The sequence below is a fragment of the Affinirhizobium lemnae genome, from assembly GCF_022968395.1.
Lineage (GTDB): Bacteria > Pseudomonadota > Alphaproteobacteria > Rhizobiales > Rhizobiaceae > Neorhizobium > Neorhizobium lemnae.
In genome coordinates this window covers 1-18,678 of record NZ_JALJQZ010000061.1, presented here as the reverse complement: position 1 = coordinate 18,678, position 18,678 = coordinate 1, and the positions used below count along the sequence as shown (strand labels likewise).

Sequence of the window (18,678 nt, the reverse complement as noted above, 5' to 3'; positions counted from 1 at the left end):
AGCTTTGCCGACATTGATTTCATAAATTCGAAACCGACTGCGACGAGGCTCGGCTTGGCCTCACAGTTGAAGTTTTTTCGCGCCTGCGGTTTTTTCGCCGGTGACAGCGCTGCAATTCTAAATGATGCGACCGACTATCTGGCCGAACAGCTTGGCGTCCATTCCGATGAGCTGTCCGGTTACGATTTCGGTGGGCGAACGGCCAGGCGGCATTGCGCCGAGATTTTGCAGTATCTCGGCTTTCGCCGCATGAAGCGAGGAGACCGGGAAACGCTTTCTTGTTGGATCATTGGCGAGCTTTGCCCGTCCGGACAATCCGTCAGTGTCATACTTTCCCGACGTCAGACCAAGCGACCAATCAGCCCAGGCGACAGGTATGATTTCTAGTTGCAGGCCCAGGCTGTCCGCGATAGCTGAAGCATAATCCGGATCTGAGCCGACGACAGTCTGCGCATCCGTCGGGTAAGAGTTGAGCGGCGGTCCGCCGACAGCGGAGGCAATGGTGAATTTGCCGGGCGTTACGAACTTGAAATGAGGCGGGATTGCAGCGATGGCCTTTTTATTGGTGGCAACACGGATGCGACCTTTCTGTTCAGGAGAAAGATCATAGCCTTCAGCTGCCTGAGAGATGGATGCCCAGGCAAAGCCCGCCGCAGCGATTGCAAGCGTAAGAACCGTGATAGGTTTCAGAATGCGCATGTCAAAGTATTCCAACTGACCTTTGTGGATAAAGATGCGTGCGCGACGACCGCTGCGCACGCTGCGACTGTTACGTCTTGGGTAGGCCCGGAGGATTGGTTCGCGACTCCTGGATTGCTTCAGCCGAAAGGCTCCAGCGGGCGAGCGCCTTGGCGTAATTGCCATTCTTGATCTGCGCGTTCAGCGCCTCTGTAATCGCTTCGGCAAGGCCGACATTCTTTTTGGTGGCTACAGCGATTTCAGCCGTCTGTGGCCAGCCGCCGGAGAAAGTACCGACCAGTTTTGTCTTCTTCTCGGCAGCTGCCTTGAACGCAGAGGTAGCATTGGGGCCGAGATAGGCATCGGCACGTCCAGACTGCAGCGCAAGATCGAGCACGGCTTCATCGTCAAAATATTGCACTTCCGTCGCGGGCAGACCCTTGGCCTTGTTGGCCTCGATCCAGCGCAGCAGGATTTGCTCCTGATTGGTCCCTGACGAAACAATGACTTTAAGCCCGGCGACATCTTCCGGCTTGGAAATGCTCTTCACCTTGCTATCAAGTGCAACATAGAAACCGATAAGATCCGTCCGATAGGTGGAGAAGTCAAACTTCTCCTTGCGCTCCTCAGTCACGATAATGTTGTGGATCGCGGCATCGAAGCGCCCCGATACAACGCCGAGCGGCCAGTCTGCCCACGCAATCGGGACGAGTTCCAACTGCAGCCCAAGACTATCGGCGACCAGTTGGGCCAGGTCCGGCTCGCTGCCTACCGAGGTCTTCGTGTCGGAGGCATAGATCGCAAACGGCAGACGACCCGGAACGGAGGCAACGGTAAACTTGCCCGGCGTTACGAATTTGTAGCCGGCGGGGATAAGCTTGATGGCGGCTTCGACCTTTTCGGCCCGAACGCGGCTATTCTGTTCCGGCGAAAGGTCGACTTCCTGAGCGTTTGTCATCGAGGCGAAAACGGTTGATACGGACAGAAGACCGCCAAGCGCCAGCTGCAATAGACGCGATTTGTAAGACATCTGAGTGTTCCTATTGTTTTAGTTAGAGAACTTTTGTGAGGAATTCGGCCGTGCGCGGGTGGTCCGGCACATTGAGGACTTTGTCTGGTCGGCCGGTTTCGAGAATGCGACCCTGGTCCATGAAGACCACGAGATCAGAGACTTCGCGGGCGAAGCCGATTTCGTGGGTCACGATGATCAGTGTGGTGCCGGATCGAGCGAGTTCCTTGATGACATCGAGTACTTCGTTCACGAGTTCGGGATCGAGTGCTGATGTCGGCTCGTCGAACAGGAGCACCTTGGGCTTGAGCGCCAGCGCCCGGGCAATTGCTACGCGCTGCTGCTGCCCACCGGAGAGTTGCCGCGGATAGGCATTGGCCTTTTCGGACAAACCCACCCGAGCAAGCAGTTCGCGCGCGTCCGCTTCCGCTTGCGCGCGAGGCGTGCCTCGAACGGTGAGGGGCGCCTCAACGATGTTTTCCAGCACGGTGAGGTGAGGGAAGAGGTTGAAGTTCTGGAAAACCATGCCCACTTCGACGCGACGCTTGAGGATTTCCCTTTCCTTCAACTCGGACAGGGTGTCGCCTGATTGACGATATCCGACGAATTCGCCATCGATCGCAATGAAGCCCTCATCCAACCGTTCCAGATGGTTTATGCTGCGCAGGAGTGTGGATTTGCCGGAACCCGATTGGCCGAGAATGGCGGTGACACTTCCGGCGGGTACCGTCAGCGTGACGTTGTCCAGCACCTTGAGCGGACCAAAGCTCTTGGAAACGCCATGCATCGAGACGGTCCCGCCACGGGTAGGCAGGGGACTAACGACTGCCTTGGCTTCCGGCAGGCGGGCTGGAGTAGCGGAGATAGCCTCCACCTTATTGCGGCCACGGCGGTAGAACCTTGCAAAGATCGAGGGCGGCGGATTGCGCAGAGCGCCGCGGGCGTAGTGACGCTCGATATGATGCTGGATGATCGACAGCACGGTCAGGATGACCAGATACCACACGGTCGCGACCATCAGCAGCGGTACGACTTCCAGATTGCGGCGGTAGATGATCTGGATCGTGTAGAACAGTTCTGGCAGTGCCAGGATGTAGACCTGTGACGTGCCTTTGGCGAGGCCGATGATATCGTTGAATGCCGTGGGCAGAATGGATCGCATCGCCTGCGGAAGAATAATGCGGCGGGCCTGGTGGCCGCGCGGCAGTCCAAGGGCGGCCGCAGCTTCCATCTGACCCTGATCGACTGATAGAATTCCGCCGCGAAAGATCTCTGAGGCGAACGCCGCCTGATTGAGAGTGAGCCCGATGACACCCGCCGCAAAGGGCGTGATCAGCTGTGTCGTATTCCAACTGATGAAGTTGATGCCGGTATAGGGAACGCTCACCGTAATTGTTTCATAGAGATAGCCGAGATTGTTGATCAGTAGCAGCAGAACGACCAGCGGAATGGAGCGGAACAGCCAGACGAAGGCCCAGGAAACGGCTACCAGCAGAGGCGAACGCGAGACCCGAGCCAGTGCGAGCCCGGTTCCCAGAGCAAAGCCGAAGAATGCCCCGAGTGCGGTCAGCAGGAGGGTGCGGCCAAGACCAACAAGGACCGGTTCGGCGAAAAACCATTCGGCAAACACATCCCAGCCCCAGCGGGGATTGCCAAGGATTGAATGCAGGGTGGCGGCGATGACGAGGATGGCAAAGATGCTGCCTATCGTACGGCCCGGATAGCGAGCCGGAACGATGCGGAAATGTGGAAAATCGCCGGATCCTTGCGCAGTCTTGGCGGGCGGGATGCTACCGGAGAAATCGGAAACGATTGTCATGAATGGGCACTCAACTGCGTTGTCACGGTGGCCGCAAGCACTGAGGCTTCGGGCAAGCCAAGGGTCTTCTCGAAGGGAAGGGGACGTTTCAGTTCCTCTGGGTCTGCCGTGGTATCGAACAGCGCAGTATACCCGCTCGTCAGGTAGAGGCCGACAGCTTCCGGCTGGCGGAATCCAGTGGTGAGATAGACTCGCGCATAGCCCTGACGAGATGCTTGCGCTTCCAGTTCGCGAAGGACAATCCGGGAGAGCCCCTGACGACGAAGACGTGCATACGTCCATATTCGTTTGAACTCGGCGGTATCCTCGGAATGTCGCATAAAGGCGCCGCCAGCAATCGCCTCGCCGTTGCGTAGCAAAAGCAGGAAGTTGCCATTCGGCGGTTGGAAGACATCCGGTGAATAGCGATTAAGCTCGGCCTTGGCCCCCTCGGCGTCGAAGAACGTGCCGTACCGGGTCTGATATTCAACCAGTAGTTCCTCCAACAATGGACGGGATCGGGGGTCCGTGGGGGATGTGTAGAGAAAAGTATCGCTCATCGCAGTGGCGCTTCCTCGGTTGAAAGGGACGAAAGGTAGGTCTCCGCCAGCTTGACCCAGAGGCGGGCGGCGGGCGCGATGATGTCGTCATTGAAACGATAGCGAGGACTGTGGAGCGGCGCGCTTTCACCGTTGCCGACAAAGACATAGGAGCCGGGTCTCTTCTCCAGCATGTAGGCGAAGTCCTCGCTGGCTGTGCGTGGTCGAAAGCCCTCCAGGATGGTCTCTTTGGGAAAGAAGCGACGGGCGATCTCCCGCACGTAGCTCGTCTGAGCGGCATTGTTGATGACAGGCGGGAAACCCTGCCGGAAGTCGATCTCCACCTCCGCACCGAAACCCGCCGCTTGAGCGCGTGCAAGTTCGATCAGCCGTCTTTCTAGTTTCTTGCGGACGTCTGGCTGAAACGCGCGAAGTGTCAGCTGAAGCTCCACGCTTTCAGGGATGATGTTGGAAGCTGTTCCTCCGTGGATTGACCCTACGGTGACGACACCCATGTCAAGCGGATCAATGTTCCGCGACACTATGCTCTGGAGTGCGCTGATGAAGCTGGCGGAAGCGAGAACCGGATCGACCGCCTCATGAGGTTGCGCCCCGTGACCCCCCTTGCCGATGATGCGGATCAAGGCTTTGTCCACCGACGCCATTGCGGGACCTTCAATGAAGCCGAATGCTCCAGCCGGAACATTCGGCCACTTATGCAGCCCGAAGACCGCATCGACCGGGAACCGCTCAAACAGGCCATCCCGGATCATGGCTTTGGCGCCTGCTCCGATTTCCTCCGCAGGCTGGAAAATCAGTGTCAGCGTTCCATCGAACTCGCCGGATTCCGCCAGATAGCGGGCGGCGGCAAGCAGGACAGCTGTGTGACCATCATGGCCGCATGCATGCATGACCCCGGCGCGAGAGGATGCGAAGGGTAGAGCCGTCTGTTCGTCGATTGGCAGCGCATCGAAGTCGGCCCGCAGGCCAAGCCGCCTGGTACTTTTGCCCCGGCAGAGCGTGGCGACGACACCCATACCGCCAATGCCCTCATGAACGGTGTAGCCATAGGATAGCAGGAAGCGCGCAATGACCGCAGCCGTACGCGTTTCCATGAAGCCAAGCTCTGGATGGCGGTGCAGATCATGGCGAAGCGCTATGATCTCGTGAATGAAGGCACGGATTCCCCGTTCGGCGGCATCTTCTCGATGGCCGCCGCAGACTTGAATATTCATTGATCGTGCTTTTCTTAATTTAAGCTTTGCGGCTCAGGCGCGGACCTTTTCCGGTGCCTGTGATTGCTCTTGCAACTGGGCATATCGGCTGACCCTGTACGGTAGCCCGAGATTCTGTCTCAGGGTCGTGCCGGACAATTTACCGTCGAAATGGCCGCGTTCCTTCAGGATTGGCAGGACTAGCTCAATGAAATCATCCAGTCCTTCTGAAATCACTGGGAAGCCCAGAATGAAACCATCCGCCGCACCGGCTTCGATCCAGCCAATCAGATCAGAGGCGATCTTTTCGGGCGTGCCGATGAACTGGTCGCGCGGAGAGGCAGCGGAAAGGGCGGCTTCCCGTAGTGTCTGTTCCTTCTCCTTTGCAACCAGCTTGATGCGGTCAGTGGTCGAGCGGAAGGAGTTCTTCCCGATATCGCCAAGATCCGGGAAGGGCGCATCGGGATCGTAGTGGGTGAAATCGTGGTGGTCGAAGAAGCGGCCGAGATAGGCCAGCGCATCTTCCAGCGTGATCAGTTCGCGAATGATCCGGTACTTCTCCTCCGCCTCCTGCTGCGTGCGGCCAACGATTGGGCCGATGCCGGGGAAGATTTTCACATCATCGGCGCTTCGGCCCTGCGCGACGGCTGCCTGCTTGACACGGGTCAGAAAAGTCTTGTTCTCCTCAATTGATGCGGAATGGGTGAAGACCGCATCGGCGTGACGCCCGGCCAGACCGATACCGGCATCAGATGAACCTGCTTGGAAAACGACCGGTTGGCCTTGCGCAGAACGCTGAATGTTGAGCGGCCCTTCAACCTGGAAAAAACGGCCCTTGTGATCGAGGCGATGCAGCTTATCACGATCGAAAAACTGGCCGGTTTGCCGGTTCCTTACAAAGGCGTCATCGTCCCAGCTATCCCAGAGACCTTTCACCACATCGAGATATTCCTGGGCGATCTCATAACGAAGGGCGTGTTCCGGGTGCTGGCGGCTGTAGTTTTTCGCAGTGCCTTCGAGCGGGGTGGTAACGGCATTCCAGCCCGCACGCCCGCCACTCAGAAGGTCGAGTGATGCGAACTGGCGTGCCACCGTGAACGGATCGCTATAGGATGTGGAGACTGTTCCTGCCAGCCCTATGCGCGAGGTCACCGATGCCAGAGCCGAAAGAACGGTTAGCGGCTCGAACCGGTTGAGAAAGTGGGGGATCGACTTCTCATTGATGTAGAGCCCATCCGCCACAAAGCCGAATGCGATGCCTGCCGCTTCCGCCTTCAGAGCCGTCTGCTTCAGGAATTCGAAATTGACGCTCGCATCCACCGGGCTGGAAGGATGGCGCCACGCATGCATATGGCTGCCTGCGCCCTGAAGCATGAGGCCAAAGGTGATTTTCCGCGAATGGGACATCTGAAATTCCTTTCTTTGGATCTCACGCTGCAGCGGAGAGTGGGGAGCGGGCTAGAAGCTCGATTGTGGCAAGCCGCTCATCGAAGGAAACTGGCGGCGCTTCGATGACGAATTCGCTAATGCCATAGCGTTCGGATAGATCCTCCAGCTTCTCGTGGATGGTCTCGGGTGTTCCGGCAAGAATGCTGGGCCGACGTTCCTCAATGCGGTAGTCGTTGTCACCAACCTGACGAGCGAACTCTTCCGCCTGCTCTCTCCGGCCCAGATTGAAGGCCGAGCCATTGGACAGAAAGACGCGAAATACCTTGAGGTCCGCTACGCGCTCTGCCGCTTGCGCCGCGCTCTGCGCCGCGTAAGCAGCAACGGCGAGAATGGCCGCATGCCCGCCTTCGGCGTGATAAGTCTCCAGCGATGCCTTCAGATTTGCCTGATCACTATTGAGATGACCGGCATGGACATAACCCCAGCCATGGCGTGCCGCCAGCGTGGCGCTTGCAGGGCTTGCTCCCAGCAGGAAGCGCTCCGGCGGTACCGGTGGAACGGGCGTGGCTGACAGACCGGCGAAAGGCTGTCCGACCGGAACGGGCCCATCAACAAAGGTGGACAGCGACGAAAAGAGCGCTGTGAAATCCGGCTTTACACCTTGCCTCAAGCCAGCCTGCAACGCAGATGTGGACAGCGGCAGGCCTCCCGGCGTCTTTCCGACTCCCAGATCCACCCGACCCGGCGCCAGCGAGGAAAGCACGTTGAACACCTCGGCCACCTTGTAGGGGCTGTAGTGCTGGAGCATGATGCCGCCGGAGCCAACTCGGATGCGGGACGTATTCGCAAGAATAAACGCGATGACCACTTCAGGGGCGGATATCGCCAGCTCCGTCGTATGGTGGTGTTCGGCAACCCAGAAGCGGTGATATCCCAGTTCTTCGGCGCGGCGCGCCAAACGCAAAGTCTGCTTCAACGCATCGGTCGCCGTGTGTCCTGCCTGTACTGGGCTCTTATCCAGTAAACTCAATCTGTACGTCATATCGTACTGCCTCTCAATTTTATAATATATTATCCATAAAAATAGTATATTAAAGAGGTGCGATTTTTTGTTCGTCAGGACGGTTGTGAAATTTCCTGCTATGTTTAAGAGAGAGTATCAGGTGAACTCGAGAGAAGTTCCGCGCAGCCGCAACTGCGGAAAAACATGCGGGAAGGAATCACAGGCAAGTGCCGCATCTCATCTGCGTGATTTGGCTGTCTCGACGTGTAGCAAGATACTCTAATCCTTCAGCGCCGCTGGAGCTTTGGGGGACCGGCACTTCAAATGACTGCACTTGGGAGACAGCCGAGTTTAAATGGATGACGAAATAGATCGCTACAGCGTTGCCGCATCGCTGTTCAGGTCTACGTATGAGGTGACAAAGGCCCCCCGACGACCAGGCAGGCGAACTCTTTATAGCACGTGGCCTTGTCGCGTGACGGCTGCGAAGTCGAAGCTGGTATCGTGTATGGCGGGAGAAAGGCCATCTTCTGCTAGTTCAAGTAGCAGTCGGACTAGGCGACTTCACCCGGGCGATTGTCTCATACCAACGCGTCAACAGATCGATACGAGCGTCGGCCTGCATGGTCCCCGGCTCGAACCGACGGGCATGGGAGGGCTCAGGCGCCGGAATACCCAGAGCGCGAAATGCCATCGCAGCTGCGCCAAGAGCGCCGACCTCCGGTTGATCGCCCCTTAGGACAGGCCGGTCCAGAATGTCTGCTTGTAATTGCATCAGAAAGTCGTTTGTCGACGCGCCACCGTCTGCCATCAGTCCAGACAGAGCTACCCCAACATCCTGCTGCATGGCTTCGAAGACGTCGGCGATTTGAAGTGCGACCGCCTCCATCGTCGCGCGGGCTATGTGGGCTGGTGTCGTGGCGTGGGTCATCCCGGAAATCGTTCCCGAGGCATCATCGGTCCAATGCGGCGCGCCAAGACCGGCAAGCGCCGGGACGAAAACCACCTTGCCGCTGTCGGAGACGGATTGCGCGAGATCCGACAACGCGCGCGGTCCATCCAAACCAAGCAATGTAGCTGCAAAAGCAATCGCCTGTGCCGAGACGGTGATATTGCCCTCAAGGGCATAGGCGACGCCGCGTTCATCGGACCAGGCGATCGTGCTTGAGAGACCGTGGCCTGACAAGACGCGCCTATCGGTGAGCGTCATCAGTGATGAACCCGTTCCGTAGGTGGCTTTGACCAGGCCCGGTGCGCGCACCCCGTGGCCGTAGAGTGCCGCGTGGCTGTCGCCCATCATCGCAAGAATCGGCGTGCCTGCAGGTAGTGCAGTTATCCCCGTTGCGGTTTCGCCGAAACGGCTGTTCGAGGGCAGGGCTTGCGCGAGTGCAGAGACCGGTACCTTGAAAAGGTTGTGGAGTTCCAGGCTCCACTCAAGTTTCGCGGTATCGAAGAGCATGGTGCGGGAAGCGTTTGAATGGTCTGTGGCGAACACTGCGCCAGCCGTCAGCTTGAAGAGGAGCCAGCTATCCACCGTGCCGACCCGCAGACGTCCCCGCTCGGCGAGATCCCGCACCGACACGACATTGTCCATTGTCCAAGCCAGCTTCGACGCCGGGAACAGGGCGTTGATCGACAGTCCGGTGATGGCATTGACGGCTGCATTATGTCCCGCATCGATCATTGCCTGGCACTCTGCTGCCGTCCGGCGGCACTGCCAGAGAATGGCAGGAGCTAGCGGTTCGCCGGTCTCCGCATCCCAAACTACCAAAGTCTCCCTCTGGTTGCTGATGGCAATGCCGGCAATGGGGCCATGGTTACCCGCAACGATGTCGGCGATCACGGACCGGACGCTTCCCCAGATGGCATCGGCCGATTGTTCGGCCCAGCCCGGACGAGGATAGTTCGATGTCAGCGGTGCCGAAGCCTTGGCGAGAACCTTGCCTGCGGCATCGACGAGCACGGCCTTGGTATTGGTCGTCCCCTGATCGACGGCAAGGATGAGCGGGATGTCTTGCCTCATCGAACTCACCGCTTTCGGACAATTGCACGTCGGGCCGCCGCCGCAATCCCGTCGGGAGTAATACCGTAATGCTCGAAAAGAAAGTCAACCGAGCCAGTGACCACAAAGCCGGGAAACCCGACCCGCTCCACAGGGACCGGCCGATGCCCGGCGGTGTATTCGGCAACCGCCCCTCCGAGACCTCCCCGAATATTGGCTTCTTCCACGGTCACAATCGCCCCGGTTTCATTCGCTGCAGCAGCCAGGGCCTCTTCGTCCAGAGGGTTGAGAGTCGCCATGTTGAGCACACGCGCTGAGACGCCCTCGTACCGTAGCTTTTCTGCCGCCTGTCGGGCCAGGTGCACTGTGGTGCCGCACCCTATCAGGGTCACGTCGCTGCCGTCTCGAACGAGTTCGGCCTTGCCGGGACGGAAAATACGGTTCCGAACGTCAAGGTCAGGTACCGGCATGCGGCTCAGGCGCAGATAGACAGGACCGTCATAGGCTGCTGCCCATCTCACTGCCTCTGCGGTTTCCCATGCGTCGGAAGGTACGACAACAGTAATAGCGTCCAAGGGGCGTAACCAGGCAAAATCCTCGATCGAGTGGTGTGTAGGGCCAAGCTCGCCATAGGCTACACCAGATGACTGCCCGACCAGTTTGACGTTGAAGCGGGCATAGGCAATGTCTGCCTTGATCTGCTCAAGCGCGCGGGCCGTGAGGAAGCACGAGGCGGCCGAGACGAAAGGAATCTTACCGCCATTGGCAAGGCCGGCGCCGACGCCGACCATGTTCTGTTCGGCAATGCCGACATTGACCAGTCGTTCGGGGAAGGCTTTCTGGAAGCCGCCGAGTTTCGATGAACCGACTGAATCATTAACAACTGCGACAATTCTCGAATCACCGGCAGCTAGCTCTTCCAGCGTCGAGGCCCAGGCATCCCGGCAATCGTGGAAGCCTTCTTCTTTTTTAGCGGGGGCAGCCATCAGACCAGTTCCTCCAGAGCTGTTTCGTACTGCAGGGCGTTGGGCACGCCGTGGTGCCAAGATGCCTTGTTCTCCATGAAGGAGACGCCCTTGCCTTTGACCGTGTTGGCGATCACGCAAAGTGGACGACCCTTGCCGAGGCGCGGAGCAGCCAGGACGTCGAGGAGAGCGTCTACATCATGGCCGTCAACCATAAGCGCTTCCCAGCCGAAGGCTTTGAACTTTTGATCGAGCGGATCGAGGCCGTTTGTCTCCTCGGTGCCCATGCCCTGCTGAAGACGGTTGCGGTCAACAATCAGGGTTAGGTTCTCAAGTTTGCGATGGCCAGCCGTCATTGCCGCCTCCCAGTTGGAGCCTTCCTGCAACTCGCCATCGCCGGTCAGAACAAAGGTGCGATGGGCTTGTCCCGAGATCTGGGCCGCGATGGCGATACCGAGCCCGACCGGCATGCCATGTCCCAGCGGACCCGTGTTGGTTTCAACACCTGGCAGATAGTTTCTGTTAGGGTGGCCGTTCAGCTTCGAATTCGGCGCCATGTAAGTATCCAGCCAATTCTCCGGGTAGTAACCGGCTGCACAGAGCGCAGTGTAAAGCGCGCCTGTCGCATGTCCCTTCGACATGATGAACCTGTCGCGGCTCTCAAGGTCCGGTCTAGTTGGATCGAATCGCATCACGCCGAAATAGAGCGTGGCGATGATGTCGATGGCGGAAAAGTCTCCGCCCGGATGCCCGAGCTGGGCGTCATGAACCATCTTGAAGGCACGACGGCGCATCCAGAGCGCCTTCTCCCGGATGGTCTGAACGGTATCGTTCTTCAGCATTCAAAAAGCCTTTCCGTCTGAGGCGACACTTACTCATCCGGCGCTCACATGGCGCCGAACAGAGCCTTCTGAGCGATCCGCAAGGCTGATATGGCGTCGTGTCGGCTCTGTGCCTCCCTGAGAGCGTTGAGATCAAGCGCATCAAGTCCCTTGTCTGCAGCTTTCAGGAAGTCGATGGCGTGGTTTGCGGTCGCGACGCTGTCTTCGCGGAAGGGGAACTGGTCTAGCTGCCAAACGCCTTCCCACTTGTTTTTTCTAAGGACATAGAAAAACTCGAAGAGCTCGACCGGATGCAGGCTGCCAGCGACGAGGTCATCATCCCAGCTACGGTAGTTGTCGTTTACGTCCATGCCGAACAGACGTCCGTAGTCGATGGCGAGCTGTGCGCTGTCAGCGGCAGACTCTCCGCCCATGATAGCGTGACCGAAATCGAGGAGAATACCGACGTTTGGCAGACCGATTTTCTCGATGCCGAGAAGGGTGCGAGCGACAGAGCCGAAGCTCATGCGGACACGCGGTTCGCGTGGCTTGTACTCGATCACGAACTTCAAATCCGGATTTTCGCTTGCCAACTGGCCAACACCATCGAGCGAGTGTTTCCACAAGGTGCCATAGTCGACCTGGAAGGGGTAGTCCCAGCCGTCCTGGCCGGGCCAAAGCTTTACATAGTCGGCGCCAAAGTACCGAACCTGGTTGCAGGCTTCCGTCACCAACTCATGGGTGCGCCTGCGTATGCCTGCATCCGGATTGGTGAAAGAACCCTTTGAAAATTCGCGCGTATAAATTTCCGGAGTGATACCGATGACGCCAAGCTTGTTTCTGTTCAAAGCGTCTTTTATCTGCGCATTGGAGAAATTGCCGCCGAAGAAGGGGTAGTTGATGTCGACCACGGACAGGTCGCGCACCTGGCCGGCGAGGTCGATTGCATCGATGACGCTGCGCGGCGTGCCGTAGCCGTCTGTCGCGTAGCGATCGACATAGGTTGCGAAATGCCAGATCCCGGCACCGAAGCGTTGGGTCGTCATGGGTATGTCCTCCAGTTCGCAAATCCACTCGCCAGCCCAGCTTTCGTTGGCTCCGGCGCAATTCCAGCCGTCTGTGATTGCTGTGAATCTATTTCGTTTGATTTTGTTTGGTGCCGATATCTTTCATATTTTTTACTAAACGACAAGCGCCAATTCGATTGATCGCTGTGAATAGCGAACTTCCTGCGGAATTCGCAATTTTTAATCCGGTTTGATCATATCATTTTTCCCAAAATAACAAAAAATCAGCACAAAAACAAAAACACATTGACATAGGTCGAAAGTAATCGATAGAGAATATAGCAAGTCACGAGGAGGTGACTGGGAGAGAGGGAGATTCTCATGAAAGTTTCACGCCGTTTGCTCGTATCCGTCTGCGTATTGACCTTGTCCGGCTTTGCGCCGAGCTTCGCCAGTGCGGCCGATACAATCGCAATCATCACGCCTAGTCACGACAATCCGTTCTTCAAGGCGGAAGCCGATGGCGCCGCCGCCAAGGCCAAAGAGCTGGGCTACAAGACCATGGTCATGGTCCATAACGATGACGCCAATAAACAGAACGAGTTGTTCGACACTGCCATTGCTGCAGGAGTAAAAGCGATCATTCTCGATAATGCCGGTGCCGACGCTTCCGTCGCAGCCGTTCAGAAGGCCAAGGATAAAGGCATTCCGTCCTTCCTGATCGACCGGGAAATCACCGCAACCGGTGTGGCAGTTTCGCAAATCGTCTCGAACAATTACCAAGGTGCACAGCTCGGGGCTGAAGAATTTGTCAAGCTGATGAAGGAGACGGGTAACTATGCTGAACTCGTCGGCAAGGAATCCGATACGAATGCAGGCATTCGTTCAAAGGGTTACCACGATGTAATCGATCAGTATTCAACCATGAAGATGGTCGCTCGTCAGACCGCCAACTGGTCGCAGACCGAAGCCTATACTGTGATGGAATCGATCCTGCAGGCCCATCCCGATATCAAGGGCGTCATCTCAGGCAACGATACGATGGCTATGGGAGCTTATGCGGCACTACAAGCGGCAGGGCGCAAGGATGTCATCGTCGTCGGATTCGATGGCTCCAATGACGTCCGCGACTCGATCCTGAAGGACGGTATCAAGGCAACCGTTCTGCAGCCTGCCTATCAGCAGGCCCAGTTAGCTGTCGAGCAGGCGCACAAGTTTATAAAGACCGGCTCGACGGGCGTTGAGGAAAAGCAGCTGATGGACTGCATTCTGATCAACAAGAGCAATGCCGCCAAGCTTGAGACCTTTGCTCTGAAGCCCTGATACCTATAACTCCAAGGCTCCCCGGTGCGTCTACGCCCGGGGGCCGTCCCCGCTGAGTAAAGTGGTCTTTCAAAGATGAAACCCATGTTGTTTGCAACGGGCCTTGCGGTCGCGTTGAGCCTGTCGGGCTGCAAGCTGGTTAAAACGCAGAGCGCAGACGCGGCTGCTGCCGATCCAATTGCCACGCTTGTATCCGAAACTTTCGAGGCGAAACTTATTCCTGCCTTGTCGGGAAAAGCGGTCGATCTCACCACGCTGCGCGATGCACTGAAATCAGGACTGGATAGCGCTGGTAGCCAGTTCGGTCTGCGCGTCGGTGGTGCCGGCGGTGGCTGGAACTTCGCTGTAAAGGGCAGGGGTAAGGTGATCGTCGAAAATCGGGCTTCGAAGGCCGCGGTGGCCGAAATCGACCTCGACGGCGACGGAACTGCTGATGCGATTCTGCAGCTTGGCCCTGTGGTCAAGGGTACGGCGTTGCGCGATGTGACGCCGCTTTATGATTTTTCCGCGTTCCGCGATCAGATCGAGTATGCCCGTCTTGGCCGGGCACTGAACGACCGTGCTGTTTCAACCATCGCCGCCGACAAACCGTTGAATGGCAAGACAGTCGAGTTTCTAGGTGCGACGGTTCTTCGCTCTGCTGGTGAGAAGCCGCTTGTGACGCCTGTGCGCATCGAGGTCGTGCCATGACCGGGGCGCATCCGATCGGGCTGACGATCCGCTCCGGTTCGAAGATCTATCCGGGAACGCAGGCCCTGAAGAATGTTGATTTCGATCTGCGCATGGGTGCGGTCAACGTTTTGGTTGGCGAGAATGGTGCCGGCAAGTCGACGCTGATGAAGGTTATCGCTGGGGTTGAGCGGCTGAATGCTGGAACCATCACGCTGGACGGTAAGCCTGTGGTTTTCGCCGACCGCACCGAAGCGGCACGTCATGGCGTGGGCATCGTCTTCCAGGAACTCAATCTTTTTCCCAATCTGACGGTGGCAGAGAACATCTTCGTCGGACACGAGAAGACTGTCGGCGGCGTGCACATCGACCGGAGTGCCCAGCGAGCCGTTGCGGCCGCGCTCATGAAGCGTCTGGAGCAGGATATAGATCCCGACATGCCGCTTGGCAACTTGCGGATTGGGCAGCAACAGATTGTTGAGATTGCCAAGGCGCTTGCAGAAGATGCGCGCATTCTCATCCTTGATGAGCCGACCTCCGCCCTGTCCGCGGCCGAAGTCGAAGTGCTTTTTAGGGTTATCGGCGACCTGAAGCGCCAGGGCGTCGGCATCGTCTACATCTCCCACCGGCTCGAGGAACTTATCAGGATCGGGGACTACATCACCGTGCTTCGAGACGGCGTAATCACCGGCGCGCGCTCCATGGAGGGCGTCGATGTTCCGTGGATCGTCGCCAACATGATTGGCAGCGCATCCAAGGAGTTTCCGAAGACGGAGCACCACGCGCTCGGCGATGAAATCTTTCGCGTCGAAGACGTCTCTTTGCCCAGTCCCGCTGGCGGCTATGTGGTTGACCATATGTCGCTGTCGGTTCGATCAGGAGAGATCGTCGGTCTCTATGGACTGATGGGTGCCGGACGGTCGGAGCTTCTGGAGTGCATCATGGCCCAGCATCCTGCGTCAACTGGCAGGCTTTTTATCGCTGGAAAGCGCGTTACGGAGGGCAGCGTGTCTGGACGTATCCGGCGTGGTCTTGCATTGATTCCCGAGGACCGCAAGCGTGACGGCCTGGTTCAGATCATGAGTATTCGCGAAAACCTGACGCTCTCGTCGCTCGGCGATTTCACGCGCATCTTCCATCTGAGCCTGAAGGCGGAGGCCGCCAAGGCGGCTGAATTCGTCAAGCGCATGGCGATCAAGATCGCGAGTCTCGAGCACCCGGTCTCCAGCCTGTCGGGGGGCAACCAGCAGAAAGTTGTGATCGGCAAGGCGCTTATGACTCGCCCGCGTATTCTGTTGATGGATGAGCCATCGCGGGGAATCGATATCGGCGCCAAAGCTGAAATCTTTCGAACCATGCGCAAGTTGGCCGCCGATGGGCTCGGAATCCTATTCGTTACCTCAGATCTGGAAGAGGTCCTCGCCCTCTCTGATCGTATTCTAGTCATGGCGAATGGCAGGCTGACCGGCGACTTTCCTGCCGGTGCCGCCGCAGCGGAGGTAATCTCCGCCGCTACGCCCAATCTGAACAAGGTCAAATCCTCATGAGCAGTCCCGTAATCGCCCAAGCCGGCAAGGTCGCCGACCCATCGTCGCAAACCTCTCTGCTGCTGCTTCTCCTAAAGATGCGGACCTTCGTAGCACTGATCCTGGTCTTTGCCTTCTTCGCAGTCGCCGCGCCTAACTTTTTGACCGGGGCGAATATGCTGATCATTTCGAAGCATGTGGCGCTTAACGCGCTGTTAGCGATTGGAATGACCTTCGTCATCGTCTCCGGCGGTATTGACCTTTCGGTCGGTTCGATTGTCGGCCTCTGTGCCATGGTCGCTGGCTGGCTGGTGCTATACGGCATTGACCTTCAGATCGGCTGGAGTCTACAGTTGAATACGCTTGAGATCTGCCTGATTGTCGCCGTTGTTGGTATTCTCATCGGGTTGATCAACGGACTGCTAATTACCAAGCTCAATGTCGCGCCTTTCATCGCCACGCTGGGCACGCTCTACGTAGCCCGCGGTGCAGCGTTGCTCTTCTCTGACGGACGCACCTTCCCGAACCTCGCCGGCAATCCGGAATACGGCTCCGACACGTTCAAGCTGATAGGATCAGGGACCCTCCTTGGTTTCCCGCTTTCGGTATGGATCATGGTCGTGGTCGCGATTACGGCGGCCTATCTCGCGACGCGTACTCCGCTTGGTCGCCACATCTATGCAGTCGGTGGCAATGAGCGGGGTGCGGCACTTTCCGGCGTAAATGTCGATCGCATCAAGATTTTCGTCTATATGTTCTCGGGTTTCTGCGCGGCTCTGGTCGGTTTGATCATCTCCTCGCAGTTGCAGGCGAGCCATCCGGCCACGGGGGAGACCTTCGAACTCAACGCCATTGCCGCTGCCGTTCTGGGTGGAACCTCCATGTCTGGTGGCCGCGGCCGCATCGGAGGTACAATTGTCGGTGCTTTCGTTATTGGTATCCTGGCGGATGGGCTGATCATGATGGGTGTTTCTTCCTTCTGGCAGACCGTAATCAAGGGGCTCGTGATCATTGCCGCCGTTGTGGTCGATCAGGTGCAGCAGAAACTGCAGGCTCGGGTGGTCTTGCAAAGTCAAGCATGATGAGGATTTCAACCGGCGGGCACTTGTTGTAAGGGAGCCCTGGGTTAAGATTGAAACATTACGGTTTGCTTGCGAAATTTGAGGTTTGTCGGGACATGGACGCGAAGACAGAAAACGATTCTTCCGAATCCATGATCGGCTTGCTCTCAGAACCACGCCGTCGGCGCATTCTCGAATGGCTGCAAGAAGAGGGTTCGGCCCGCGTTCGCGAATTGGCAACCGCGTTCCATGTTTCCGAAGCGACGATCCGTCAGGATCTTGAGCGGCTGGAGAATGACGGCTTCATTACGCGTGAGCATGGTGGCGCATATCTGAATTCGGCAGCGCCGCAGGTCGGCACCATGACGCTGCATCATCAGGAAAACATGGACAAGAAGCGCAAGATCGGCGCTTTAGCTGCCGGTCTGGTAAAGGATGGCGAAACGCTGATCCTCGATGCTGGTACGACGACGACCGAGATCGCCATGCGGCTGACAAACCGCCGCGACTTGACACTGATCACCAATGCACTGAACATCGCAATCATCCTGGGTGCTGTGCCGACGTTCGCAGTCCATATGCCGGGCGGGCAGTTCAAGTCGCCTACGCTTTCCTTGTCGGGTGACAAGTCCGTCGAGTATTTCAGCAATATCTTTGCCGCTAAGCTCTTCCTTGCTACCGCCGGTGTCGACTTGGAGGCTGGCCTTACCTATCCCAGTTTTGCAGATCTTCAGCTCAAGGAAGCGATGATCAAGGCTGCTGCTCATGTCTACCTGGTAGCCGACTCCACCAAGATCGGACGTTCCTCGTTCACACGACTTGGATCACTTGACGTGATTCAATCCTTGATTACAGATGACGGCATCCCAGATCGGGTCGCGAAGGAATTTGAGCGCCGTGGTGTCGAAGTGCTCGTCGCAACGTGACATGTGCTTGCATATTTCGCGTTGCGAAACGGAAGCTTAAATCATTCCGGTCTCCGACTGCACGTCGCTGATCCTGCAGCTTTGACGCTGAGTAAAGTGAATACGCTAAATCTGGATTCTTATCTGCGCATCTATATCATCTGAAATGCTAACTTTTCTTTTACTGATATGCGCAAAGATATGCTCATGTCAGCAAGAGCTATAAAATATCGCGAACGCAAAGACGGCATCGAACCCGATCGCGACGTCGGGCGAAGAGTTAGGTTCATATTGACCACCGTAATGGCAGGATTGACCGGTGTTGGCATCATTGTTGGTGCCGCGCTGTGGTTCGGTTGGTTTTCCCCGTCTGGTCAAGACCTGCTTTCGATGAGAAAAATGATTGATCCTCGCTGCTCGATACGGGGCATCATATCCCCAGTCACAAAGGAACGGATATATTTTGGCTCAGGCCAATTATTCAACCATTTTCTACGCGGCAACGATAATGAGCAGGAACAATGGTTTTGCAGTGAAGCCGAGGCGCGAGCTGCGGGATACAGTCGGGCGGACTGATATCCGCATGTCGAAGACCTACAGCATCAAAATCTAGTCGCTACGAAACAAGAGTTATCATTCGATAACTCCTGTCAGCATCAGAGTTTCAGGTTCAGCTCCGGTGGAGTTGCCCCTTAGAGGCTGCCTCAAAAAGAGGTGGGTGATTTCAAGAGGTTATGATTCCTTCGGATTTGCGAGATTCGATGGAGTT

At 57.2% G+C, this 18,678-nt stretch carries 16 protein-coding genes and 2 pseudogenes; 7 read left to right on the top strand and 11 right to left on the bottom strand.

What is annotated here, in order from left to right; genetic code table 11:
- Positions 1-333 (top strand): annotated as a pseudogene (locus MUU53_RS21145) (DUF4158 domain-containing protein); the annotation flags it as partial.
- Here MUU53_RS21145 and MUU53_RS21140 read toward each other — a convergent pair.
- From MUU53_RS21140 to MUU53_RS21085, 11 genes and pseudogenes are all read right to left on the bottom strand, one after another.
- A pseudogene (locus MUU53_RS21140) lies at positions 325-699 on the bottom strand (transporter substrate-binding domain-containing protein); the annotation flags it as partial. The pseudogenes MUU53_RS21145 and MUU53_RS21140 overlap by 9 nt on opposite strands.
- 70 nt (positions 700-769) lie before the next feature.
- Entirely contained in the window at positions 770-1,708 is a 939-nt protein-coding gene (locus tag MUU53_RS21135; RefSeq protein ID WP_247262646.1) for an ABC transporter substrate-binding protein, read from the bottom strand.
- A gap of 22 nt (positions 1,709-1,730) precedes the next feature.
- Positions 1,731-3,506 carry an amino acid ABC transporter permease/ATP-binding protein gene (locus MUU53_RS23265; RefSeq protein WP_281435218.1) on the bottom strand — a complete coding sequence of 592 codons (1,776 nt, stop codon included), beginning with the start codon at positions 3,504-3,506 and terminating at the stop codon, positions 1,731-1,733.
- Positions 3,503-4,045, bottom strand: coding sequence for a GNAT family N-acetyltransferase (locus MUU53_RS21120; protein ID WP_247262645.1), 543 nt, complete (start codon positions 4,043-4,045; stop codon positions 3,503-3,505). The genes MUU53_RS23265 and MUU53_RS21120 overlap by 4 nt, the downstream gene beginning before the upstream one ends.
- The gene (locus tag MUU53_RS21115; protein ID WP_247262644.1) at positions 4,042-5,259 is read right to left on the bottom strand and encodes a M20 aminoacylase family protein; all 1,218 of its coding nucleotides are present in this window, start codon (positions 5,257-5,259) and stop codon (positions 4,042-4,044) included. Before MUU53_RS21115 ends, MUU53_RS21120 begins: the two co-directional genes overlap by 4 nt.
- A 33-nt stretch (positions 5,260-5,292) precedes the next feature.
- Entirely contained in the window at positions 5,293-6,645 is a 1,353-nt protein-coding gene (locus tag MUU53_RS21110) for an LLM class flavin-dependent oxidoreductase (RefSeq protein WP_247262643.1), read from the bottom strand.
- Between the two features lie 22 nt (positions 6,646-6,667).
- The gene (locus MUU53_RS21105; protein ID WP_247262642.1) at positions 6,668-7,669 is read right to left on the bottom strand and encodes an MsnO8 family LLM class oxidoreductase; all 1,002 of its coding nucleotides are present in this window, start codon (positions 7,667-7,669) and stop codon (positions 6,668-6,670) included.
- A 499-nt stretch (positions 7,670-8,168) separates the two neighbouring features.
- Positions 8,169-9,653, bottom strand: a complete 1,485-nt coding sequence (locus MUU53_RS21100) for an FGGY-family carbohydrate kinase (RefSeq protein WP_247262641.1) — start codon at positions 9,651-9,653, stop codon at positions 8,169-8,171.
- Between the two features lie 5 nt (positions 9,654-9,658).
- Positions 9,659-10,618: a transketolase family protein gene (locus MUU53_RS21095; protein ID WP_247262640.1), complete on the bottom strand. Its 960-nt coding sequence runs from the start codon at positions 10,616-10,618 to the stop codon at positions 9,659-9,661.
- Positions 10,618-11,439, bottom strand: coding sequence for a transketolase (locus MUU53_RS21090; RefSeq protein WP_247262639.1), 822 nt, complete (start codon positions 11,437-11,439; stop codon positions 10,618-10,620). The genes MUU53_RS21095 and MUU53_RS21090 overlap by 1 nt, the downstream gene beginning before the upstream one ends.
- 44 nt (positions 11,440-11,483) lie before the next feature.
- Positions 11,484-12,464, bottom strand: coding sequence for a sugar phosphate isomerase/epimerase family protein (locus tag MUU53_RS21085; RefSeq protein WP_247262638.1), 981 nt, complete (start codon positions 12,462-12,464; stop codon positions 11,484-11,486).
- Positions 12,465-12,806: 342 nt separating this feature from the next.
- Here MUU53_RS21085 and MUU53_RS21080 point away from each other — a divergent pair, with 342 nt between their 5' ends.
- The 6 genes from MUU53_RS21080 (at position 12,807) to MUU53_RS21055 (ending at position 18,485) form a co-directional block, all read left to right on the top strand.
- Positions 12,807-13,748 carry a D-ribose ABC transporter substrate-binding protein gene (locus tag MUU53_RS21080; RefSeq protein ID WP_247262637.1) on the top strand — a complete coding sequence of 314 codons (942 nt, stop codon included), beginning with the start codon at positions 12,807-12,809 and terminating at the stop codon, positions 13,746-13,748.
- Between the two features lie 84 nt (positions 13,749-13,832).
- Positions 13,833-14,438 carry a DUF2291 family protein gene (locus tag MUU53_RS21075; RefSeq protein WP_247262636.1) on the top strand — a complete coding sequence of 202 codons (606 nt, stop codon included), beginning with the start codon at positions 13,833-13,835 and terminating at the stop codon, positions 14,436-14,438.
- Entirely contained in the window at positions 14,435-15,964 is a 1,530-nt protein-coding gene (locus MUU53_RS21070; protein WP_247262635.1) for a sugar ABC transporter ATP-binding protein, read from the top strand. The genes MUU53_RS21075 and MUU53_RS21070 overlap by 4 nt, the downstream gene beginning before the upstream one ends.
- Complete coding sequence (locus tag MUU53_RS21065; protein WP_247262634.1) at positions 15,961-17,025, top strand: ABC transporter permease; 1,065 nt, start codon at positions 15,961-15,963, stop codon at positions 17,023-17,025. Before MUU53_RS21070 ends, MUU53_RS21065 begins: the two co-directional genes overlap by 4 nt.
- A 95-nt stretch (positions 17,026-17,120) precedes the next feature.
- Positions 17,121-17,930: a DeoR/GlpR family DNA-binding transcription regulator gene (locus MUU53_RS21060; RefSeq protein ID WP_247262633.1), complete on the top strand. Its 810-nt coding sequence runs from the start codon at positions 17,121-17,123 to the stop codon at positions 17,928-17,930.
- A gap of 186 nt (positions 17,931-18,116) precedes the next feature.
- Entirely contained in the window at positions 18,117-18,485 is a 369-nt protein-coding gene (locus MUU53_RS21055) for a sunset domain-containing protein (protein WP_247262632.1), read from the top strand.
- Positions 18,486-18,678: the final 193 nt, after the last annotated feature.